The 23,615-nt window shown below is 44.3% G+C and carries 16 protein-coding genes; 3 read left to right on the forward strand and 13 right to left on the reverse strand.

Annotated elements, in window-relative coordinates; all coding sequences use genetic code 11:
• Nucleotides 1–32: 32 nt before the first annotated feature.
• From RQP50_RS09480 to RQP50_RS09490, 3 genes are all read right to left on the reverse strand, one after another.
• The gene (locus tag RQP50_RS09480) at nucleotides 33–1,847 is read right to left on the reverse strand and encodes an asparagine synthase-related protein (protein ID WP_315745062.1); all 1,815 of its coding nucleotides are present in this window, start codon (nucleotides 1,845–1,847) and stop codon (nucleotides 33–35) included.
• Nucleotides 1,848–1,952: 105 nt separating this feature from the next.
• Nucleotides 1,953–2,078 carry a lasso RiPP family leader peptide-containing protein gene (locus tag RQP50_RS09485; RefSeq protein ID WP_174809185.1) on the reverse strand — a complete coding sequence of 42 codons (126 nt, stop codon included), beginning with the start codon at nucleotides 2,076–2,078 and terminating at the stop codon, nucleotides 1,953–1,955.
• A gap of 195 nt (nucleotides 2,079–2,273) precedes the next feature.
• On the reverse strand, nucleotides 2,274–2,456 hold the full coding sequence (locus RQP50_RS09490; RefSeq protein ID WP_315745065.1) for a hypothetical protein: 183 nt from the start codon (nucleotides 2,454–2,456) through the stop codon (nucleotides 2,274–2,276).
• 36 nt (nucleotides 2,457–2,492) lie between these two features.
• Between RQP50_RS09490 and RQP50_RS09495 the strand changes: the two genes are divergently transcribed.
• A complete protein-coding gene (locus RQP50_RS09495; RefSeq protein WP_315745067.1) occupies nucleotides 2,493–3,215 on the forward strand; it encodes a LytR/AlgR family response regulator transcription factor in 723 nt (240 codons plus the stop codon).
• A 158-nt stretch (nucleotides 3,216–3,373) separates the two neighbouring features.
• Here RQP50_RS09495 and RQP50_RS09500 read toward each other — a convergent pair whose 3' ends face one another.
• The 6 genes from RQP50_RS09500 to RQP50_RS09520 form a co-directional block, all read right to left on the reverse strand.
• Nucleotides 3,374–4,711: a D-arabinono-1,4-lactone oxidase gene (locus tag RQP50_RS09500; protein WP_315745069.1), complete on the reverse strand. Its 1,338-nt coding sequence runs from the start codon at nucleotides 4,709–4,711 to the stop codon at nucleotides 3,374–3,376.
• A complete protein-coding gene (locus RQP50_RS09505) occupies nucleotides 4,699–5,889 on the reverse strand; it encodes an amino acid deaminase/aldolase (RefSeq protein WP_315745071.1) in 1,191 nt (396 codons plus the stop codon). The genes RQP50_RS09500 and RQP50_RS09505 overlap by 13 nt, the downstream gene beginning before the upstream one ends.
• Before the next feature lie 592 nt (nucleotides 5,890–6,481).
• Nucleotides 6,482–8,203 (reverse strand): ubiquinone-dependent pyruvate dehydrogenase, encoded by a 1,722-nt coding sequence (gene poxB, locus RQP50_RS09510; RefSeq protein WP_315745073.1) that lies wholly within the window; start codon nucleotides 8,201–8,203, stop codon nucleotides 6,482–6,484.
• Between the two features lie 837 nt (nucleotides 8,204–9,040).
• Nucleotides 9,041–9,250, reverse strand: a complete 210-nt coding sequence (locus RQP50_RS09515; protein WP_315745074.1) for a hypothetical protein — start codon at nucleotides 9,248–9,250, stop codon at nucleotides 9,041–9,043.
• A 487-nt stretch (nucleotides 9,251–9,737) separates the two neighbouring features.
• Nucleotides 9,738–10,244, reverse strand: coding sequence for a DUF2569 domain-containing protein (locus tag RQP50_RS29310; protein ID WP_174808722.1), 507 nt, complete (start codon nucleotides 10,242–10,244; stop codon nucleotides 9,738–9,740).
• A gap of 29 nt (nucleotides 10,245–10,273) precedes the next feature.
• A complete protein-coding gene (locus RQP50_RS09520; RefSeq protein WP_315745075.1) occupies nucleotides 10,274–11,146 on the reverse strand; it encodes a phosphotransferase family protein in 873 nt (290 codons plus the stop codon).
• Between the two features lie 310 nt (nucleotides 11,147–11,456).
• On the opposite strand from RQP50_RS09520, the gene RQP50_RS29315 reads away from it, so the two are divergent.
• Together RQP50_RS29315 and RQP50_RS29320 are read left to right on the forward strand one after the other, a co-directional pair.
• On the forward strand, nucleotides 11,457–11,906 hold the full coding sequence (locus RQP50_RS29315; protein ID WP_394358380.1) for a transposase: 450 nt from the start codon (nucleotides 11,457–11,459) through the stop codon (nucleotides 11,904–11,906).
• A 375-nt stretch (nucleotides 11,907–12,281) separates the two neighbouring features.
• Entirely contained in the window at nucleotides 12,282–12,377 is a 96-nt protein-coding gene (locus tag RQP50_RS29320) for an IS3 family transposase (RefSeq protein ID WP_394358381.1), read from the forward strand.
• 356 nt (nucleotides 12,378–12,733) lie between these two features.
• On the opposite strand, the gene RQP50_RS09530 is transcribed toward RQP50_RS29320, so the two are convergent.
• From RQP50_RS09530 to RQP50_RS09545, 4 genes are read right to left on the reverse strand one after another with little or no spacing between them, the layout of a single operon-like run.
• Nucleotides 12,734–15,220 (reverse strand): non-ribosomal peptide synthetase, encoded by a 2,487-nt coding sequence (locus tag RQP50_RS09530; RefSeq protein WP_315745079.1) that lies wholly within the window; start codon nucleotides 15,218–15,220, stop codon nucleotides 12,734–12,736.
• Between the two features lie 24 nt (nucleotides 15,221–15,244).
• Entirely contained in the window at nucleotides 15,245–19,723 is a 4,479-nt protein-coding gene (locus RQP50_RS09535; RefSeq protein WP_315745081.1) for an amino acid adenylation domain-containing protein, read from the reverse strand.
• On the reverse strand, nucleotides 19,711–20,457 hold the full coding sequence (locus RQP50_RS09540; RefSeq protein ID WP_315745083.1) for a thioesterase II family protein: 747 nt from the start codon (nucleotides 20,455–20,457) through the stop codon (nucleotides 19,711–19,713). Before RQP50_RS09540 ends, RQP50_RS09535 begins: the two co-directional genes overlap by 13 nt.
• Nucleotides 20,457–23,603: a cyclic peptide export ABC transporter gene (locus tag RQP50_RS09545; protein ID WP_315745085.1), complete on the reverse strand. Its 3,147-nt coding sequence runs from the start codon at nucleotides 23,601–23,603 to the stop codon at nucleotides 20,457–20,459. The genes RQP50_RS09540 and RQP50_RS09545 overlap by 1 nt, the downstream gene beginning before the upstream one ends.
• Between the last annotated feature and the right edge of the window lie 12 nt (nucleotides 23,604–23,615).

The following is a 23,615-nucleotide window of genomic DNA, read 5'->3' on the forward strand; positions in this document are numbered from 1 at the left end:
AAATTTCCCCTTTCTGAAATAATATTTCCACATTATGACGGATAACTCATTGCATTATGAAGCCATCGCTCAACAGCAGATAGTCTTTCAAAGGCTTCTATTCGATTGTGTAAAGCAGTTGGCATAGATAATTCAGAGACTAGTATGTCAGGGTCAACAATTCCTAGCTCAACAACTTTGAAATCTCTAACTGCATGAATATTTTTTTTTACAGATTCCTTATATCCTTGGTATAAAAATGTTGAATAATCTCCTTTAAAGCCTCGGGTAAATACTTCACGGGGAACAATTCCTTTTGTAGCTTGATATAGCATGGGTTTAGTCATCCCAGATTTTATGTGATACCGCATTGGTATAGATAATGCAGACTCAATAATTTTTGGATCTAAAAACGGAGCTAGCCAAGTGAATCTATTTCCATAAATAGCATTAAGTTGGCTTAGTACCCGCCTTTGAAACAGCAATGACTCTAGTGCTTGATGTTTAGAACGGTCAGAATCAAGACCTCCAGAAATTTCATTTACAGTTTTCATAGCAATCTGATAACACGGAGCATGATATTCTTTTGCAAGCCATGCAGGAATCGCAATTTTCCCAGACCAATCCACATCAGACTCTTTCCTTCGGGATTTAGCGTAGCCAAATCCAATATCTATTTCCGTTTTCAGTGCTTCTTTAAATGATGTATTGTTCATAAGATTGGATACATTTTTTAGGAATGATGTTCTCGTAAGTAAACAATATTGGAAGCCAAACGATAAACCACGCATTCTGTTCTGCCTTACAATGGACCACGCATATGCTGGCATAGGTGTAAACAATTCATCACCACCCACACCTATGAAATGAACTGAATCTCCATAGTTCTCATTTAAATTAACTATTTTTTCAACATAGCCCTCTGTATCTGCCCAAAATACTGGGGAATCCGGAAGAGTTAATCCTGAGTATGGCATGTCTGTTTCATATCTCCGACCAGACACACCGATTGATGGCAATGAATGTAGCGGTTCATTCATATCATTTGCAAACATAGCGGCGTACTTAGAATCACTATTCCATTTACTATCTGTTTTTGCATGATATAGCTTAATGTCTGCACTTTGAGCTTTTAAAGTATATGCAATTGCGGCTGAATCAACACCTCCAGAGAGGTCAGCAGATATATTAGCATAGCTGCTAGTATGATTCCTTAGTAATTCAAAAAACCGCTCTCTTATATTTTGCAGCGTCAATTCTACATCATTACTTAGTTCTGGCGGCATCCAAACTTTGAATTCTTCAAACTGTTTCTTTTTCCCATATCTCAAAACGCAAAATGGGTGGATTTTATTCACGCCTTCCCATAAAGGCATATTTTGAAAAGGGTAATAGGGTAGACTACTTATTAAGTTCAATGCAACTGCTGATTTGGATATATGTAAATCACAATATCGCGCAATATCACTAGCCGAATCACTAATAATTAAAATATCATTTAACATTTTCCATGATAGAGAAACATCAAATAATGCTCCTCCTACAATAACTTCGTGATTATCAACTAGAACAAAGATCCCTTTAGAAACAATCTTTTGAAAAGTTCCCGCTAATTTTGTAATCTCAAAATTCATAGTTCCCTGTATCTGGTCTGAAACTTTTGGATATTCACATGGTATACAATATATCTCTAGGTCGCCTATAGAATGCTTAACATACTTATGTTGAGAAATAAGCAAAATGCTTGCCGAAGCTGTTTTTATATGTACTTGGAATGGTACTTTATCAGAACTTAATTTTGTTAACTTTTCTTTTAACTGAATGCTAATAACAGTCTCCCCTCTCGCAATCCCTAATATTTTGAACAAAATTTATCATACGAGCCTCTAAAACAATCAATTTTTCACAAAAAGTGGCCACTGGACATCTCAAAATTGTCCAATGACCACTTTTCTCTCTTAATTAATTGTCGATTATATTCTAGTTAAAGCACGACCACCAAGAACATCTCTGTATCTACCAAACCAAATCCCTTTAGTAGACTCTTTAAAACTAGCAATTTTCTCAATTGTTGGTTTAGAGTAAACAACGTTTGTCATTGAATTCCACCCCCTTTACCTATATGCTCACATCACCCACATTACATTCCAAATAGAAATTAATATCCTATTTGTTTTAGATAGTAATCTATTTTCAACTCAATTTTTCTTTTGTGTAATAAACTGCAAGTTAAATGTAATAATTGACATCATTTCAATTCTAGTATAATAATTGGTTATAGAGAAAAGGATCTTTTATCCTTTTTTCAATTCCTTTTGTACTTGATTCTGAGGTCGTAAGTTACCGCTACCAACAAAAGCCTCATCTTTAAATTGCCGGCATTGCCCTACCATTTTTAAAAAGCCAATAGGAATGTTAAGCTCCTTAGCAATATCAATGTGTTTAATTTGATTGTTGTTTATGACATGATGGTGCATCAAAGCTACACTTACCATTATCAAAGGAGTGAAACGATGGCAATAAAAGTTGCTATTTGCGATGATGTCCCTGTTTTTGCAAAAAATATCGAAGATTTAATGTTAGAATATGACTCCTCTTTATTTGAAATTGATATATTTTATAATCCGTTTCGTTTAATTGAATTACTTAAAAGAAATAGATATGATTTGTTTATTTTAGATATTGAGTTTCCTAATGTATCAGGAATAGAGATTGCCGAGATCATTAGAAAGAATAATTATACTTGTCCAATTATCTTTATTACACGTTTCAAAGAATATATGGAAAAGGCTTTTAAGGTTAACACTTTTGATTACATTTTAAAACCAGCAACGAAAGACAAACTATATCCTGCCTTGAATCGCGCTATAAAATATTTAGATTTAGATGATTCAAAATTTATGTTTACATTTAATAAAGTTTTTTACAGTCTTTCTTTTAGTGAAATTATTTACTTTGAAAAAAATAAAAGGAGCGTACTTATTCACACTCCCTCTGATACATATGAAACGCTTCTTCAAACAAGAGCCCTTTTATCCAAAGTTAATCATAATTTTGTGCAAGTCCACACCTCGTTTATTGTTAATGTTAGATATGTAAAACAAATTAGAAATAATTGTGTTGTCTCCAATTTAAATGATAAGCAAACTGTTGAAATACCAATTAGTCGTAAATTTATAGATAGTGCCAGAAAACAAATTTTGATGAAGCTAAGAGAATGTCCTTTAAAAGCCTAAATTAAAGAGACCTTTTGAACGCCACAACGTGGTCGGACGCGATGCGCTTAGTCGTTGCGGGTGTGATTGCTCATGAATCATGTTCCAAGCCTCGAATCCTTACCGGGTTCGGGGCTTTGTTTGGGTGAATCATCAAGAACTCGTTACATTACTGTCAGCTATTGCGCCTGCTCGCTCTGTTGCAGCATTTCTGCCAAGTAAGGGTTCAAGAATATGCCCGAAGGATCAAGCTCTTTGCGAAGGCGAAGAAATGCATCCCACTTCGGATATACCGTATGTAGCTGATCAGCGCGCATCGTGTGCATCTTGCCCCAGTGCGGTCTCCCGCCATTCCGTCTGCAGATCTCCTCTACTTTGGCAAAATAGTCGGCATACTCCATCCCACGGTACATATGTACAGCGATATAGCCAGAATCACGTCCATTCGCCGGACTGAGCCATATATCGTCTCCCTGAACATAACGGCATTCGATTGGAAAATGAACAGCAAATTGATCCCGATCTACTGCATCGCGTATTTCCTCAAGTACAGTTCGCATGCGGTCTGCCGGTACACTGTACTCCATTTCATTAAATCGAACCAGCCGCGGCGTCGCGAAAATAAGGTGACTATGCCCCACTTCCTGCACATCCGGTACGCTTGTTGCTGATAATCGGCTTATTGGCTTGCAAAGGCGCGGAATGAAACGACAGCACTCCGACAATAACCAGAATAGCGCATTCTCCAGCAGCATGACTTTCCAGTAACTCCAGCGGCTTGGCGTTCCGGGGATCTCATCCGTCTTATTGGTCAGTTTTACTTGAGCGATATCCGTATAAGGAAACCAAAAAAATTCGAAATGACGGTTTTCCTTTTTGAATAGATCAAGCTGTTCAAGGCATTGGGAGAATGGCATTTTGCTGCTTGTATAGCGGAGAGCGTACGAAGGTACAACACGAAGCTTCACCTTAACGATAATCCCGAACATCCCAAGTGACACCTGCATCGCCCGAAAAAGTTCTTCATCCTGCTGGGCTGAGCATTCGAGGATTTCCCCTGCCGCTGTCACTACCGTCAAACCTACTGCTTGCGTTGCGAGGCTCCCGAGCCGCTCCCCTGTCCCATGTGTTCCTGTACTGATCGCTCCTGCAATGGATTGCGCATTAATATCGCCTAGATTCTCTTGCGCGACCCCATAGGCATGCAATTCTTTCCCGAGTCGATCCAATTTTGTTCCACCCCACACCTCGGCAATCCCCTGCTCCGAATCAACAGCAATTACACCCTGCAATTGATCCAAGGAGACCAATACATCATCGGTCTGGACGAGTCGGGTAAATGAATGTCCGGATCCGACGACACGCAGCTTCCGTCCTTCGGCGGCACATTCTTTAACAATCCCGACCACCTCTTCTATGCTGGCCGGATATACAGTGCTTCTTGGCAATCCGCGCACGAGTCCTGACCAATTGCGCCATACTTTCGTATTGCGCTCCTTCAAATTTACAGAAAGCATAGTCCGTCCCCCCGATATGTCGTTGTCTTGCCAACGATACTGCCGTTCGAAATGTAGTAGAGATGTGCGAATCGCTCACATAACTCTCCTGCTTTGCTATGACGCATGAAGATCGGATCGCCGAGTTTCAGCTCTTCTAGCCCGTTGTAGCGGATCGGTGTCTGCACTTCGCCTGCCCCTTCCATCGTAAGAAGTGCCGTACCTTGCGGCAGGTATGGACGCGGCAGTTTGTCGCTGCCTGCAGCACCCGAAGCCGTGTATCCGCCGCCCAAGCAAGTGTAGAGATCGCCGCGCGGCTGACGCACGATCTCGATCGCATACCCTGCGGCGGGAAGGAAGGTGAAGTCCCGATAGTGATCGAACAGACCGGGCGAATAGAACCCCGAGCCGGCTGTAACCTCGGTGACGGCCGGCTCCACGCTGCTTGTATGCAAGCTGCCCGTGCCGCCTGCATTCACGAACCGCAGCGGTGGAATGCCCATGCGCTCGATCGCTGCGACCAGCTCGGCCCGCCTGGCAGCGGCTTCACGGATTGAGCGGCGCTTGAGCAGCCGCACGATTACGTTCTTCAGCGCCTGTCCAGGCACGCGGTCGCCTAAGCCTGCGACCTGCGCTTCGTAGCCCATGAGCCCGTCGAGAACGACGTGCTTCGACTGCGCGATGCGCTCGATGAGGCTGAGCGCCGCAGCTGTAGAGCGTATTGGCGAGCGCCATACGCCGAAGTGCAGCCCAGGGACATCGATCGACATATCGATGTCCACACAGAGCGGCAGCCTCACACCATATTTGGCGGCTGCCGCTTCCGCCTGCTCGACATGCGTCTCGCAGTCGACCATCAGCGTAATGCTGCGCCCTTCACGCTGATGCATGGCGACGGACTTGAACAGTCGTGCGTCCGTCGCAGGATAGCCTAGCAGCAAGTCGGTGAATCCTTGCTGCGCAAGATAGAGTGCTTCGGGCACCGTGAAGCACATGATCCCTTGAAACTGCGCATTTGCCTGTAGAATGCGCCGAAGCACATCAACAGAGCGGATCGATTTGCTCGCAATGCGGACTTTTTTTCCATTCGCCCTATGAAGAACGCTCTGAATATTCTGCTGCAACAGATCCAGATCAACGAAGGCAAAGGGCATCGGAAGCCCCGTGCAGACTTCTTTATAGTAACGATAATCACGCACTCTACTCGACCTCCTTTGTCTGGAAGATACACGATTTCTTATATTATTATTTAAGATCCTTTGAATTTATTATTTCTAGATTCTAAGGCCATTTCTTATACGAAAAGACCCAGCCTTAGATAGCTCGTATCTTAGGCTGGGTCTGAATTTTTCTACATCATATAAAATGAACACATAATGGGCTCCCTTTTTATGGATTAAAGAACACGTTGGATTATACTACCCTTTTCTTAACCCCATTACTCAGTCTGCATCATTTTTCAAGGCATAGTTCCCTGCCCCCCTGAAGTTATTACTATAAGTTCAGTTTTGACCCAAGCGAAAATGTGAAATTGAAAACCGTCTTCATTTACGTAAAACAATAAATGTTCTTGTCATTGGTTTTTGGCAAGAACATTTATCGTGAAAATAAAAAAAGCCGCAACTAAGCGACTTTTAAGCATATATGTTCTTCTCACCCGACAATAGTTAGTATGTGGTTTTAAATAGTTGCAAAGGCGATCTTCATTTTGATAGTCATCAACAATGATGATTACTTAGCCATACGACCAAGATAATGTGTGTAGTCACTACTTCAAAGAGCTCCTATTTATTACCGAAGGAGATTGGTTTTCGCGAGTTCGATGATTTCGTTGCCTTGCCCGTTCAAAACGGCTTTCAGCATCCACATCGTAAATCCGCGTGCCTGCTCGAAGTTGATCTTCGGCGGCATAGCCAGCTCCTGACGATTGACGACGACGTCCAGCACTACCGGACCGCTGTGTTCGAACGCTCGACGAACAGCGCTTTCCAAGTCGTTGGGATCCTCAACCCGGATTCCTTCGATTCCCATAGCTTGAGCCATTACCGCAAAGTTTGGATTGTCGAGTTCTGTTCCGAATTCTAAAAAGCCGGCTGCTTTCATTTCCAATTCCACGAATCCAAGCGCACCATTATTAAAGACAACAATCTTGATCGGGAGCTTATGCTGACGAAGGGTCAATAGATCTCCGAGCAGCATGGTGAGTCCCCCGTCCCCCGACAGTGATACGACCTGGCGTCCCGGCTGTGCAACCTGCGCCCCAATTGCCTGCGGCATGGCGTTCGCCATTGTCCCGTGGTTAAATGAGCCAATAAGCCTTCTTTTTCCATTCATCCTCAAGTATCGGGCTGCCCACACAGTCGGCGTCCCAACATCACAAGTCAAAACGGCATCCTCATCTGCGAGATCGCTGATTACCTTCATGAGGAATTGCGGATGAATAGGCGCTCGGCCGGGATCTGCAAGTTTGTCCAGTTCCTCGCGGACTTTGGCATAATCTGCGGCAAAATGCTGCAGATGCTCAGGGGAGTGCGGTTCCTCTAACAGGGGTAGCAGCATTTCGACCGTCGTCTTCACGTCTCCGCACACCCCGTATGCGAGTGTCGTTCGCCGGCCTAGTCGGGAGGAATCCAAATCAACCTGAAGGATGGTCGCTTCCTGCGGATAAAATTGCCGGTATGGAAAATCGGTACCCAGCATGAGTAAGACATCGCATTCCATTATGGCATGGTAGCCGGAAGAATAACCAATGAGGCCGGTTAATCCGACGGAATACGGATTGTCGTATTCCAGATATTCTTTTCCTCGCAGCGCTATAACCATCGGGGATTGCAGCTTCTCGCACAGCTTCATGAGCGAAGCATGAGCTCCCGCGCAGCCGGCACCGCACAGCAAGGTGATCCTCTTGCCTTTGTTTAAGTAGTCGGCAAGCGTCTTCAATTCGTCTGTAGAAGGGCAGACAATCGGCCGGGTGGAATGGATGACGCGTTCTGGAACGGGGCTTTCGTCGTATTCGAAAGCAGCTACATCTCCTGGAAGAACTAAGACAGACACTCCCGACCTTGCCGTCGCGGTTTGCATCGCCATCGTAACCGCTCGGGGCATTTGCTTCGGTCCGGTTACGACTTCACAAAAGAAGCTGCATTCCTGAAACAACATGTCCGGACGGGTCTCTTGAAAGAAGCCGCTGCCGATTTCACTGCTCGGAATATGAGCGGCAATCGCAAGTACTGGCACCCTGTTTCGATGGCAATCGTACAATCCGTTAATGAGATGCAAATTACCTGGTCCGCTGCTACCCGCACATACGGCGATTCCTCCGCTGAGGGCGGCATCCGCGCCCGCTGCGAACGCTGCAACCTCTTCATGGCGAACATGGATCCATTCTATTTCTCCGGAACGACGGATTGCATCGAGCAAGGCATTGAGCGAATCGCCGATAATGCCGTAAATTCGCTTCACGCCAGAGTTCAGAAGGGATTCCACGATGGAATCCGCTATCGTTCTTCTCAAGGGAATCTCTCCTTATCTGTTTTTATTATATTGCCATAATGAGAGCACCCTATTCTTGATTTCACAACGATTTAAGCCTGAACCAAGAAGAAAGCCCGACAATCCACATCTCGGGTTTGTTGGGCTTCAATCATAAGATTATGTAGTCAAATTTCGGTCATTACATTCACTTAATATAGGAATGCTCCCGTTAGTACTATAGAAAAAAGAGCTGCATATGCAACTCAATGATTTTAAGCGTTTATTTTCACTTACTGTGATACGAACCTTGGCAAGTGAAGTTAGACTAGCATATATTGCTGGAAAAAAGGAGGTTATACCATGCATTCTAATAACCGTAAAACCGCTAAAACACGCAAAGCTAGTGCGATTATTTCGCAGCGCAGACCACCGTTTTGTTTAGACTGTTCACAGTATGCCCAGACCGCAATTAATGGCGCGATAAAGGATCTACGAGCAGCAAAGCGATTTCTTTCTCGTGGGAGATTGGAACGGGCTGAAACTGCTCTAGCTAACAGCCTCCCAGACATTGCCAAGGCAATTCGTAATATTAATCGTATAGAACGCCATTAAAAAGGAAGGTATTGATCATCTCACCCTTATTAAAAATAATCCTCCCATTCAGTAGAGCCCCTCTCCCTTGGGGCGTATTTCCATGTCCTAAGCAGTAAAGGTCAAATATTTCGCTTCACTTATGGTACGATTCCCACGCTGTCGGTAACGGCATGTTTAAAGGCCATCCTTTGCCGGATGGCCCTTTCTTTTTAGAACATACACCTTATTGAGCTAGAAAGCCAGCTGCCGATACAATCAGTAACTGGCCATCCATCCACAATCCTATCTTAATTTTTCACGTTTTCGCTTCTCAAAGCGGTTAATTGCTCGAATTGCTTGAGCGATGTCTGAGAGGCTGTTAGCCAACGCATCTTCAGTACGCTCAAATTTCCTATGCGCAACAAATCGCTTCGCTGCTTTCAAATCCCGAATTGCTCCATTGATCGCTAACGTGCAGCTATTGCAAGCTGGAGCAGGGGCCGTCGCTCTCATTTAGAGTTCCTCCTTTTGATTCGAACTTCCTTTCCGATCACCGTACTCTCGATGCACGCTCAGCTTGATTGATGCCACAGTGCAGCTGGCAGATTTCTTCATAAGTTTCTTTCGTCATAGACAAGATTAGCAGATTGCGCGACAGCAGCTTCAACTGCGAAGCATGCAGCTAACCAAGGGACGGCTATGCCACATAACGCCCGACAAGCCATTCCAATCTTTATGCATGTTTCGAGGCAATCCGGGGACGGTGAGCCAACAAGACGCCCTTGATACAGGATACCCACAATATATTCCTCTGCAGCTGGCCAGGTATAGTTAATTACCCATATGGCTCCTATTTTTCCGAAGGCTGAAGGTCGAAGAAGCTCAACTACTGAAATAGTATAGCTGGGAAAGGATTCCGTCCTTATGAGAAGATGAAATTGGAAGTCGCTCAAGAACTCGGGAATCAGCTCCCTCAGGACGGTTATATAGGCTCATCGATTCACTTAATAAAAGTATTATGTACACGTTCTGATTTCATAAAATAGGGAATCCAAATTGCACATGTTATTACAGATTTCACTATATCCCTTAATGAGCTTCCATCTTCCAGTTCACTCGCTAAGGGAATTTGAATTACTAATAGATAATCAATCACCCCAATGATTAAACTAACACTATAAAAAATTATCATTAGCCGAGGTAATGTGGACTTCTTTCTATAAAAATTAATAAGTATAAATATACAGAAGAATAAAAATAGCACATTATATATCGCCTCGAAAATAAGTACAGGTTCCCATAAAGGATGGTAATATTGTGATGTTGATGACGTTAGTACTTCCCATGTATCGGATCTGAATGCAGGTAATGAATGCTGGAATAGTTGAACCGTTAATAGAATCATCGTTAAGTAAAGACCGATTTGTACGAGAATCAACCACCCCCCTAGCCCAGATACACCTAATGGCAGATGGTCATATTTCTGTTCTTGAACATTTGTCTCCATTGAGAAAACTCCCTCTTATCTCAGTTGTTCTATCTAAATTCTTTAATTCCATTTTCAAAAGCTTCTTGGTCATTATGATCTATCCCATGTAGAGCTTCCTCCAAAGCAAAGGTACTTCTATAAAAATGAACTCGTTCTGAAATTTGTTTTCCATATGGGTATAAATTCGTGCATACTTCAAAAAACTCTTCTCCATAACTGGAGAGAATTCCCGCAAAATCATATGCTGGATCCCCAAGTCCGGAACCTCCGAAGTCAATAACTCCTGAAATCCTGTTCACTTTTGGATCCCATAAGATATTACTTGCTCCAAAGTCTCCATGGATAAAGGTTTGCTCCAAATTCTGATTATATGTATTATTCAAAAATCCATTAAAGTTCTCTGCTACTTTTTCTTGTGCATCTACTCGCATAAAAGGAAAGAGTTTCTCTTTAATTCTTACATATAGATGTTCTATAGTTCTATGCACACTTTCATGTTGTTTTTGAGAAACAAAAGCTTTCGGTATATCCATAGAGTGAAGTTCAATTAGAAAAGTAACAAGCTGTGAGGCAATTGCATTCGTAAGGTTTTGACTTTTGATATTACTCAGTTCTTCCTTCCAAAAAGGAGAACCCTCAATAAGCTTATAGCCCATGAAAGCCTTACCTACCTCCATCTCATCAAAAGATTTATAGGCTGGATAGGGAATCGGCATCGCTACAGTTTTACTGATTGACTCCAACAACTCCGTTTCACGCTTTAATTTCTCTAATCCTTGCTTATACTTAGGAAACCTAAAGACGAGAGATTGATTAAGAATAAATACGTCATTGTTCTGTCCAATCTCATTTTGTTTAACATCTTGAATATGTAAATTTGGGTAAACTTCTTGAATGCGTTTAACGTAGGTAGAGATCATATTCAAGCTCCTTCATTATAAATGTTTTGCTTTCTTGAGTTGTTGCTGATTTCCTATAACGTTCTAGTATTCACGAAACTCCTCAACCTTAGATAGCTCAATGTTATATGACTTATTTGCCTTCCTGAATCACCACTAAAGCTTTACATATTCATGCTTCAAAATACTCATTATTATACGATCGACATATTGACCATTTTTATAGACTTCGTCTCTTAGTATACCATCCTTCTTGAAACCTGACTTTTCATAACTTCGAATAATCACACCAGGATTATCAGCATCTACCGTCAAATACACTTTATGATTGTTGCTTATCGATTCAACTACGGTCACTGTTGGTGGGACCCGTCTCCCTTGGGCACCGTATCACGGAGAACGAGCTGGGATCAAGCTGCACGTTACCTTCCACGCTGCCAGTAGTCAGCCACAGAACGTGATAGAGAAAGTTGGCTCCCGCCATGACGGGCCTGTTGGCGAGGAACTTGCACATTCGTCATATATTCACGTGCAAGATCGCGCGTACGGAAAAATCGAACGATTTGATCGTTATAAAACGGAAGGTCAATCCTTTGTCATTCGATTGAAAGAGAACGTACAGACCGTATCTCCACATTCTTTACGTCGAGTCGACAGAAAACAAACGAGTCTCCAGTTACCAAGGATATCACTTGTTAACTGGGAACACCCCCATGCCGATCCAAAGAGCGTCATAGAGTCGTCATGTTTCAAGATGGTCATGGACATGAAATCCGGGTAGTTACGGATCTAAGAACAATCTCCGCTGAACAGTTGAGATTTATAAAAGCCGCTCCCCTTAAGTACCACACTCAATAAAAACCGTCATGTTATCATGGAGGTTGGAGCGCTACTTGGAGGGCTGTGAAAGTTACAAGGTAGTAGCCAAACGAGAAGGAGTTCGTTATTTGACACAGTTGAAGGTTTGGGTGAAGAAATGGCAAAACGGGGAGTCATTCGATGAGCAGAAAAGCAACGGGCCAAATCCACTGAATGGGCGTACTCGGACGTCGTTTGGAAGCGTTGAAGAAGAACGAGATTACCTGAAAGTGCAAGTGGATTACTTAAAAAAGCGGTATCCAAATCTAGTAAAGGAGAAGCCCTCAGTCAGCAAGCGGTGGAAGATTACATTTATCATTATAACTACCACCGCTTTCAAGCCAAATTGAAACAACGCGCACCGATTGAGTATCAGTGCGCGCTAGCAGCTTAGCTTTTTTCATCTGTCTACTTGACAGGGGTATGTCCAGAATAGAGTTCTGTAAAATGGTTTTGTGTGAACTCAAAAGCCAATTACTAGAAAGGGACAATGATCAATTTTGATAAACCTATTCGCTCTAGATGATAGTTGACATTTAAGAGGGGGGCGAAAGCCCCCTTTTTACGGAAACATTTCACATGTTAAGATCGTATACTTATAAATGAAGTAAGTACAGAACATCGATTAAGGGCAAAAATAGCTCTGCAAACTAGATATATAGTAAAAAACCACGTTGGATATCGTATAATATTCCTTTGAGCAAACATATGGTATAGATAATTCCAATTAACCGCTTCCTGGTTGAGCTTCTATCCTTCTTGACCACTTTTATGCTGAAACTGCAAAAAGCTTGCTATTGTCGGATACTTATACAAATCCATAGTATTGATAGAATAGCCGGCATGCTGCAACTCTTCAGCTAGTATAATTAATTTTAACGAATGACCGCCCAATTCAAAAAAGTTATGATGCACGCTAATCTGCTGTATGCCTAGTATTTCGGTCCAGATCGCTGCAACTTTTTGTTCCTCTGGGGTTTGTGGAAGGATTATAGTTTGCTGCCCGCGTAATTGTTGCCTATCGGGAACCGGTAGCTGGTCAGTGTCTACTTTTCCGTTAGTTTTTAACGGAATCCTCTCAATAATAATACAATCAGCTGGAATCATATAGTCCGGAAGCGATTTCCGTAAATGCAGTATCAGTTGGCTCTCCAGTTCATCAGTACAGATTTCAGGCACAATATAAGCACACAGCGACAACTCGTCAGAAGTATTTTTAATAGGAACGACCACTGCTTCAAGTACTTGATCATGTTTTAATAATATATTCTCAATTTCACCCAATTCGATCCGGTATCCCCGCAGTTTTAACTGCCGATCCTTGCGTCCCATAAATTCGATAGTTCCATCTTCGCGCCAATAGGCTAAATCTCCTGTTCTGTACATGATTTGATCTGTTCGGCCAGGTATCCGCACATAGCGATCCGCCGTCAGTTCCGGCTGATTCAGATAACCTCTGCCTACGCCGACACCACTAATACATAATTCCCCGGGTACACCAATAGGTTGAATCTGATCATCCACACCTAAAATCGACACATTGGTTCCCGAGATCGGCTTTCCGATGGAAATACTGATGCTTTCAGCCGAGCGAATATCATAATATGTTGTTAATACCGTGCATTCCGTAGGTCCGTAGGCGTTGACCAACCGTAAATCCGGGTATGATTCTAATATACGATTGGTTAAAACGGACGATAACACTTCTCCCCCCGTCAACAGTTGGCCAATACCGGAAAAAATATCAGAGTGATGACTCGCGAGATGGTGAAAAAGCGCTGTTGTAATGAGCATTGAATTCACATGTTGTTCTCGAATCGTTTCTTTCAACCGTTTTGGCTCCAGCAGGGTAGCTTTATCAACAATAACCAGTGTGCCGCCGTTTAACAGGGTGCCCCATATTTCTAATGTCGACAAATCAAATACTATTGATGTTGCCTGCAACATTACCGTCTGGCAATCCATGGATAGATAATGAGGATCTTGTACCAGATTAAGAACATTTTGCTGTTCGATCAATACACCTTTTGGTTGGCCTGTAGTGCCAGATGTATACAGCAAATATGCCAGATCATCCGCTTTTGTCGGCACATCGAGATTGACCATCGGAAGTTCCCGGCTCAGGCTTTCTGTTACGAGAAGCGTTGAAACCATGTGTCCTTGCGGAATATCATCCACATGCTGTACAAGCATAAACCGAGCCTGGCTATCTTCCAGAATAAAATGAATACGTTCATCCGGATATTCCATATCGATCGGCAGATAGGCGCTTCCTGCTTTCAATATTGCTAGGATAGATATGATATATTCGATGCCCTGGCCCATGCGCACTGCCACTAATTCATTATGCTGAATATTCCACTCTGTTCGCAGCATATTTGCAAGCCGGTTTGCTTGTTTATTCAGCTCATTATAAGTCAACTTCCTGCCGTTATGGACCAATGCAATTCGATCAGGCTGCAAGAACACCTGTTGCTCAAACTGTCTGGCAAGCGTTGTTGCCGGTCTGCTGTCGGGGATAACCGGATTGAAATCGCACATAATCTTTTCCAGTTCAGTTAGCGAACAAATGGACAATTCACAAATCGCCCTATCCATGTTAAAAATGGTTGTTTGCAACAGTTCATTATAATGCACGGACAAGTTGCGAATCGTAGATTCTTTATACCGTTTGGGTGAATAATCAAACTTAATGTGCAGCCGATCATTCTGACGATTGAACAGTATGCAAATATAGGCCGGATCTGAAGCATCCGCTATCTCGCTGTGAAGCCCTTCCATTGCAGCCACCACATGGAGCTGCTTCATCCGATTCGGTGCCAACTGCTGGTGGGAATAGACTGCAGCCAGTTGTTCCCTGAGCTTCAGCACATATTCTTTAAAGCTGCAGGCCGGGTCGACAGCAAGATGGATCGGCAGAAGTCTGCCAGATTGCGCGGAGTCCCCTTGCATCGGCGAGCCGAGCAGTCGATCCCTTTCGCCAGAGTATTTATACAGACAAACGTTCAGCGTTGCCAGCAAAAAGCAATACCATAAAAAATCCGACTCTTTGCAATATTGACCCAATTGCTTAAATATAGCGTCCTCTGCAGTATAATCTACAGTCTCCATGGTCATATGCTCTGCCAAATCCATATTAGTATAGTCAGGTATTACCGTAGCAACTGGAAGTTCATCTGAATAATAGCTATGCCAAAATTGAAGCTGACTTGTTCTTTCCTTTTCGGATAATAACATAATGCTTCCCCTCTCTGAGCGGCGTTAAAATGAAAATGTGTCGGTCAACAATGAATGCATATCTCCATTTTCGGCATTTTTACATTGGTCGCTGTACCGATTCATACTTGCTAGTGTTTGATCAAGACCATCCGACAGCAATGATTCCAGCAAAGCAACGTAATATTTTGCCATTTGCTCTACTGTATCCTGTCTGAACAGACGGGTGGAATACTCAAACGTGAAGCCCAGTGCATCCCCATCCTCCTGAGCGATCAGGAGAATATCAGCTATACTGGATTTTCGTTCATACGCATACGGCGTGATAACCAGCCCATCCACTTGCAGTGGATGGATATCCATATTTTGCAAGGCAAACATCGTCTGGAACAACGGATTGCGGTTGGCCAAAGGTCGAACGTCCAGCTTCTCGATTAGCAATTCCAAAGGATAATCCTGATTACTGAATGCTTCAATGGTACGAGTTCGCACTTCCTTCAACAGTTCGCGGACAGTTTTGCTGGCAGACGGTTGGCTGCGGAGCACAATCGTATTAACGAACATACCCAGCAACTGCTGGAATTCAACCTGATTGCGCCCAGCAACAGGAGTGCCGACCATAATATCTTCATCTCCTGAATAATGCTGCAGGAGTGTGAAATACACGGTCAGTAACAACATGTACAGTGTCGTATGGGTGTCGTCCGCCAGCCGTTTGAGTTGGAAGGTCATTTCGATGGACACCTGGAATCGAAACAATGCACCTTCATAGTTCTGTTCATCGGGTCTTGGATAATCCGTTGGCAGATGAAGAACCGGCAGCGATCCCTTCATTATGTCCAGCCAATACCGCTCCTGCTTGTGCCAAGCATCAGACTGCCGGAACGACTGCTGCCAGACCGCATAATCCTTATACTGGAATTCCAACGGCGGCAACGATTCTCCCCGAAATAAAGCCATAACCTCTTCCGTCAGCAATCCAAGTGAAAAACCGTCCGAAATGCTATGATGAATATCGAATATCAGCACATGCCGCTCGGAAGATATCGTCACAACACCTACACGGAATAGAGGCGCCTGTGTTAAATCAAAAGGACGGACAAATTGTCTTATCCGTTCTGGAAGTTGTTCTTCCGTCCCGCTTATCCATTCTAGCGGGACTTCCACTTGGTCATGAACTTTGAATACGATCTGTTCGCCTGCTCGCTCATGTGAAAGTCTAAGTGACTCATGCCGTTCCATTAGTTGCTGGACTGTCTTTTTCAAACGTTTCTTGTTGAGCGCTCCAGTAATCCAATTCACATCGGTTATATTGTTGCTCGTATCCGCGAACCGCCTCATTTTCTCTAGAACATAAAGACGGGTCTGCTGATATGAAGCTGGGTAGAATTCGCGCTGCTCCACAATTTGCGGTACCGGCAGGTCCTCTTTTTGCCGGAAACGCAGTTGATTGGCTAATCCACGGATCGTTGGCTGAGCAAAGATCTCATCCATGCCGACATCGACACCCAGCTCTTTGCGAAGCCTTGCTACGATCAGAACCGCTTTGAGCGAATGTCCACCAAGCAGGAAGAAATTGTCTGTCACGCTGATCATCTTCAATTCTAGTATTTCACTCCAGATATCAGAAATGATCCGCTCTAGCTCATCCAGCGGCCATTCATGCGAAATGAAATCTGAATCTGAAGCAGTTGTGACCCTATCAGGTGGTGGCAGCTCTTTAGTATTAATTTTATTGTTGGCAGACATGGGCATTTGCTTGAGCTGCACATACAGTTGAGGAACCATAAATTCGGGCAACAACTGTTGTAACTGTGTTCGCAAGTCCGATTCATTTAACAATGTAGTTGCAGTATAATAGGCGCAAATCTGCGTCTCCTTACCCTCCTGCTTGATAGGAATAACAACCGCTTCCTGAATTTGAGGCAAGCTTAAAATTTGCCGTTTGATCTCCTCCAACTCAATCCGGTAGCCTCTAATTTTGATCTGGTGATCTCTGCGCCCCAGGTATATAAGATTACCGTCGGCACGCCATTTGACCAAATCGCCGCTACGATACAGTCGCTCCTGGTTAAGCCATGGTACCGTAAGAAATTTTTCATCAGTCAGGTCCTGCCGATTCACATAACCGGCCGTTAATCCGTCTCCGCCTATAAACAGCTCTCCGGCAACTCCGATGGGTACGGGCTGATTAAATGCATCCAGTACATAACAGGTTGTGCCGGTTATCGGTTTACCGATTGGAATACTTTTTTTCTCTTGATTGGTCACATCATAGGTCGTAGTATAAGTCGTACTTTCCGCTGGTCCATACCCGTTTTTGAGTCGTACATGCGGATGATGTTGCAACAGAATCTGCACATGTGAGGGGGACATCACTTCGCCACCCACAATAATGGTCTCCAGGTTATTAAAAATTTCAGGGTCTTCGTTTAACAAATGATTGAACAGGGCAGTAGTTGGAGTCATTATGTTGATGGAGTGCTGTAATAGAAACGGCTTCAATCGCGCTGTATCCAGGAACGTGTTTTTATCGGTTAAATACAAACATCCTCCATTAAGGAGGGGTGCCCATGTCTCAAACGTAAAGACATCAAATCCCAAAGCACAGGTTTGCAACAGCCGGGTGTTCTCGCTTAATTCCACATAATCGGTTTGTTTGACCAAACGCGAAATGCCAAGATGCTTGATCATAATTCCCTTAGGTCTACCGGTCGTCCCTGAGGTGAAAATAATGATCGCCGTCTGGTCAGGTTCCCTAACCAATCCTAAATTTGCGGTGTTTGTACTGTACAATGATTCATCCAACAAATCCAGTATCTTCAAGCTGCCCGGAAGCGGCTGCTCGGGTTCTCCCTGTACAAGCAGCCATTCCATACTGCTATCCTCCAGCATATTTAATATTCGCTGTGTCGGATAATCCGGCTCGATAGGCACATAAGCGGCTCCTGCTTTGATCACAGCAAGCATACCCACGATCATCTCGAGAGAACGCTCTGCCATTATGCCAACATTCGTTCCTTGCACCAAGCCACGGCTCCGCAAGCTGTGTGCAAGCCTATTGGCTTTATCATTTAGTTCCCGATATGTATACATCCTTCCATCATGAAATAACGCGGTTCGTTCCGCGTGCAACTCTGTCTGTTCTTCAAAAATCCGATCAATTGTTAAAAGAGGATAATTGATGATATTGTCGTTGAACTGATGTAATATAAGCTGTTTCTCCACTTCATCCAACAGATCAAACTGATGCAGTTCCATACCTGGCATCGTTGTTACCAGTCTGGACAATCTGACAAAATGAGCAGCCATTCTGTTCATTGTATCCGGTGTGAACAAATCGGTGCTGTATTCCAGCTTGCCGGTAATCACATCATTATCTTCTGTCAATTCCAGCGTCAGGTCGAATTTGGAGCTGTCACTCTCCCATTCATAGCGTTGGAAGACAAGGTCGCTCATCTCCAATTCGTACTTGTCCATATTTTGCACAACAAGCATAGTATCAAAAATGGGATGTCTGCTTGATGAACGCGCAATATTCAGCCGCTCCACCAGCATATCAAGCGGATAGTCCTGATGATCGTAAGCAGATAACGTAGTTTGCTTGATTTGGGCCAACAATTCCAGGAAAGTCATGTTCCCTTGAGGACGTGTACGAAGTGCCAGCGTATTCACAAACATACCGATCACCGACTCCAATTCGGCGCTTCGGCGACCTGCAATCGGTGTGCCGATTACAATATCTGTCTGGGAAGTATAACGATGCAGCAGTAGCGAATAAATACTGAACAACACCATATACAGTGTTGCTCCTTCCTGTTGAGCTATCTGCCGCGCCGATTGGACAACATCCGCATTTAACTTAAAATGCACATAGTTACCGCGACCACTGCTGTATGACGGTCTGGCATAGTCAGTCTGCAAATCCAGCACCGGCAATTCGTCTGCAAACTGCTGCATCCAGTACTGCTCTTGTGCGCTCATTTTCTCACTGGAAAACAAATCGTTTTGCCACATTACATAATCCACATACTGCACTTCTACCGGAGAAAGCGGAATGCCGTTATAAAGACAGCCGATCTCTTTTATCATAATTTGAATGGATATGCCATCCGCAATGATATGGTGAATATCAAAAAATAAATAATAGACTGCGGGAGAAGTGCGGATCAACTTAAGCCTGAATAATGGAGCCTGATTCAGGGCAAATGGCTGTGCCAGCGATTTCAATACTTCCTCGAGCTGCTCTTCCTCCACCTCAAGCGTTTCCAGCGAAAACGGAACCGTAGCCAGTACGGTTTGCGAAATATCGTTATTGTCTAGATCTGTCTCAAATATCGTCCGCATAGATTCATGCCGCTGGATAAGCTGCTGTACTGCCTGCTCAAATTTTTGGAGATCCAGTGTCCCCAGTATTTTGAAAACAGAAGATAGGTTATAGGCTACACTGTGCGGATTGAACTGCTGAACGACAAACAATCTCCTTTGAGCTGATGATGTTTCATAACAACCTATCGTTTCCATTGAATGAAACCCTCCTGATCTTGAATTGCGGCAGGGATGGTCTGATTGATAACGCTTACCACTTCCTCCATATGGCTGTGTAGAAAAAAGTGATCCCCTTTAATCCATACGATTTCGCAGTTGTGAACGGTGTGCCGGTTCCATAACTGGATTTCTTCCCTGTTGATCTTATCGTTCAACCCGGCGAATACGGTTACCGGGCAATTTATCAAGGGCCGTGCCGGATCAAGACGATATGTCTCCAGTACACGGACATCGGCATTTAATATTTTTTTGAACTTTGCGGCCAACTCCGGACGGCGTTTAATCTCCGCTGGGATACGGCCATCCGGAAAAGACAATGGGGCCAGGAGCCTTTGCTTGAGACTGGACCAAGAAAATGTACGCTTCCGATCAGACAAAGGTGCAGGCCGACCGGATAGCAACAAATGGACAGGCGGCGGATACCCTTCCCGGAGCAGCAAATAATATAATTCATACGCTATCACTGCCCCCATGCTGTGCCCGTAAATGGCATAGGGTACTTCCTGTACTTGTGGTCCTATCTGTGTCACCGCATCCTTTAACATATCGGCAATGCTGGCCGCATAAGGCTCGTCATAACGAGCGCCTCTGCCGGCAAGTTCAACCGGTCGGAGCTCGATATGTGGACTTAGCTGACCTTTCCACTGCCAGTATATTGTAGCCGAGGCGCCTGCATATGGGAGGCAAAATAATATGGTTTTAACGGTCATCACCCCTTCTCGAATAACGGAATGCTTGGCTTGATTAAGGGAACTACCGTTTGTGTAGTCTGCTGCATAGCCACAATGCGCCCCCCATCCATTTTGATAATACGATCAGCTAGATGGAAATAATGATCATCATGCGTAATTGCTATAATACATTTGCCCCGATCCTTCATGTCCGGCAGCAGGGTATAATAAAAGAAACGGCGGTATTCCGGATCTTGATCCGCAGCCCATTCATCAAATAGACAGATTGGACGATCCTCCAAATACGTAATCAGCAAGGCCAGTCTTTTTTTCTGTCCGGTTGACAGTTTGGTTGTACTGAATGTGCCGTTATGAATAACGATCTTGTCCTGCAAATCCAGCAAGCGGAGATAGTGTTGCATTTCTGCTTCTTTAGCCTGCCAGTCGATGCCATACAAACGGTCGAATAGATGGAAATCGCCGAAGATTGCCGAGTAGTACTCACCTAGCCCACATGAGGAAATCACGCCATCATTCAGTGTCACCTTGCCTGTATCTGGTGTGTACAATCCAGTAAGTAGCTTAGCCACGGTTGACTTCCCACTTCCGTTACCTCCAGTAATAAAGGTGATGCTGCCACTGTCAAATGAGCAGTTGATGGGTCCGACCGCAAACCCGGTTGGCCCCGATGTGTTATTGCCCGTATAGCTATAGGTCACATCTTCCAGTTGCAATCGAATCGGAACCGTCTGGACGGCAACTTCAGCAGAAGGATGTTGAATTCTCTGTTCCACCTCCCGGATCATTTGTTTAATGCGATCCCAACTGACCTTGCTCTGCGCATACTGGGGAACGCTGTCCAGCAGTTGATTGACGGGACCGGTCATATACAAGAACACAAACACATAATTTCGTAGCATCGACGTATCCATCTGCTTAAAAAGCTCTGGAAATACAAATACTACACACCCGATCACCAGTATGAACAGCAGTTCTCCCAACACAAAAATGTCCGAATAACGCAGTTGATACACATTGCGCTTCTCTTTGTACGTTTCGCAACTGATTTGCATCTCTTCTCTGAATTCCCGGCGTTTGTCAGAATGAAGCGAAAGCTCCTTGAAGCCTTTCAGCAGATCATTGATAAACTTAAAAAAAACATTCTGGAGATCACGCGTTTCCTCCATTAAATGGTTCGCCCGGCTTCCTACATACATATACAATACCGCTAGCACAGCAATGATCACTATGGATAGCAGCAAGGCATACATGTTCATAATCCCAAGATATAGAAAACAGCATAACAAGGTAATCAGATTGGTCGCGCCCGATATCAGGATTCCCATGGAGCGACTGATGGCTTCGGTATCATTATTAAGCGTCGCTTCTACACGTCCTCTTTCAAAGCTGTCCATTTTGGAGAAGCTCGTTTGCAAAAACTTATCAACCAACTCCATCCGCTTGGCATAAATAATTTGATTGGTCAGCTTAACCAGTATAGATCGGATGATTCGCTGTCCGAACACATACATCGCAAGCGCCATCGCAAAATAAAACAGGAGCCCATTCATCAGATTATCCGTTCGGTTGAACGATTCATTGATAATAAAAATGACAAACGCATTCCCTAAACCACTGACCAAACCCAGAACAATTGGCGTCAGAAATGACTTCTCCGTGTTTTTTGGAAAAAACAGAGTCAGCAGCGAGTAAGCCATATACAAGGCTCCAGTAATCAGTAGCAGCCACACAGCGGTCATTACCGTCGATGGTAGCCATATTTCAATAAATCGCCAGGTCAGTTTGTACATCAGAATATCAGGAGCCTTGTATATCATCCATGCGAACAGGCAGGCAGCAATTAGATGATATCCTAGCAACCTGTAGGGCTTGGCCCGTTGAAAGGATGGTTTGCGTTTGCCGTTGCCAATGTCACGGAAGACCAGCACCAGATACACAAGTACCGCAGCTCCAATAATAGACAAGGCGATAATTAGGCCAACCGCCACAGAATCCGCTTTTTTGTAGGTATCGGAATGAATTAACGGAGGCTCTTCACCATGCAACTGGCTCAGAATGCCTTGTCCGATCCCTTGCGTATAATCGCTGTTCATATTAGCCATAATGACAACGCCAATGCCTTCTGCCGGACGCATGCCCACAAAGGAAGAAAATGTAGGGTTGTTACCCGAATGCGAAATCTCACCTTCTCCAATTTGGAAGATATCCCAGCCTACCGCATAGGATGCACCGTTGCTCTCAGGCGGAACCGTGCGATTCGGCAGATGAGATTGATCAATCAGTGAATATTCAAAAGATCCTGAATGTTCGATTCCCATCTGGATTTTAAGCCACAGAGCCATATCCTCGGCATTGCTGACTATATATCCGGCAGGGGCATTGCCCACGAATGGCGGCGAGCTGTATAATTGCGGCCTTGTATAGGCCATTTTATAACCGGAAGCCAATTCCGCGGAGGCTATCGGTTCCTGCACCGCAAAAGTATGCTTCATCCCCAGCGGCTCAAAGATATTATCTTTCATATACTCGGCATAGCTTTGCTCACTAACCTGTTCAATGATTATTCCAAGCACATCGTAATTAATAGTCGCATACTCATACGTTTTGCCAGGCGCACGATTCAAGGGCTGGTTCTGCAATATGCGAACCGTCCTCTCCAATTCACCCGCTCCATAACCCTCCGGCAGATGGCCAATCGTATCAAACGGTATGCCGCTCGTATGATGCAGCAGTTGCTCTATCGTGATTACGGCCGGTTGATTATGATACACAGGTTGAAACCAGGGCAGATACTTGCTCACCGGATCATCCAGATGCAAGCGATTTTCCTTCGCCAGTTTTAACACTGCCAGACCAGTAAACGCCTTGCTGTTTGAACCAATTTCAAACAGGGTGGACGGACTGATGGCAGTGCCGGCAGACACGTCCTTGAACCCGTAACCCCGCTGCAATATAATCTGATCTCCACTGACTATCGTGACAGACATGCCCGGAATTTCCGCATGTTCCATTTGCTCCTGTACCCATGATTCAATTTGCTCCAGATAGCGGGGCGTCATGTCCTTTGCTGCATTCGCATAGGACATGACCGGTGCAGACAGCGCCAGCCAGCACGCCAATATACATATCCACAGTACTCTCCAGCATTTATACGGGGATTTCAAGCTTAATCCCGC

This window comes from Paenibacillus suaedae (assembly GCF_032337355.1).
Lineage (GTDB): Bacteria > Bacillota > Bacilli > Paenibacillales > Paenibacillaceae > Paenibacillus_B > Paenibacillus_B suaedae.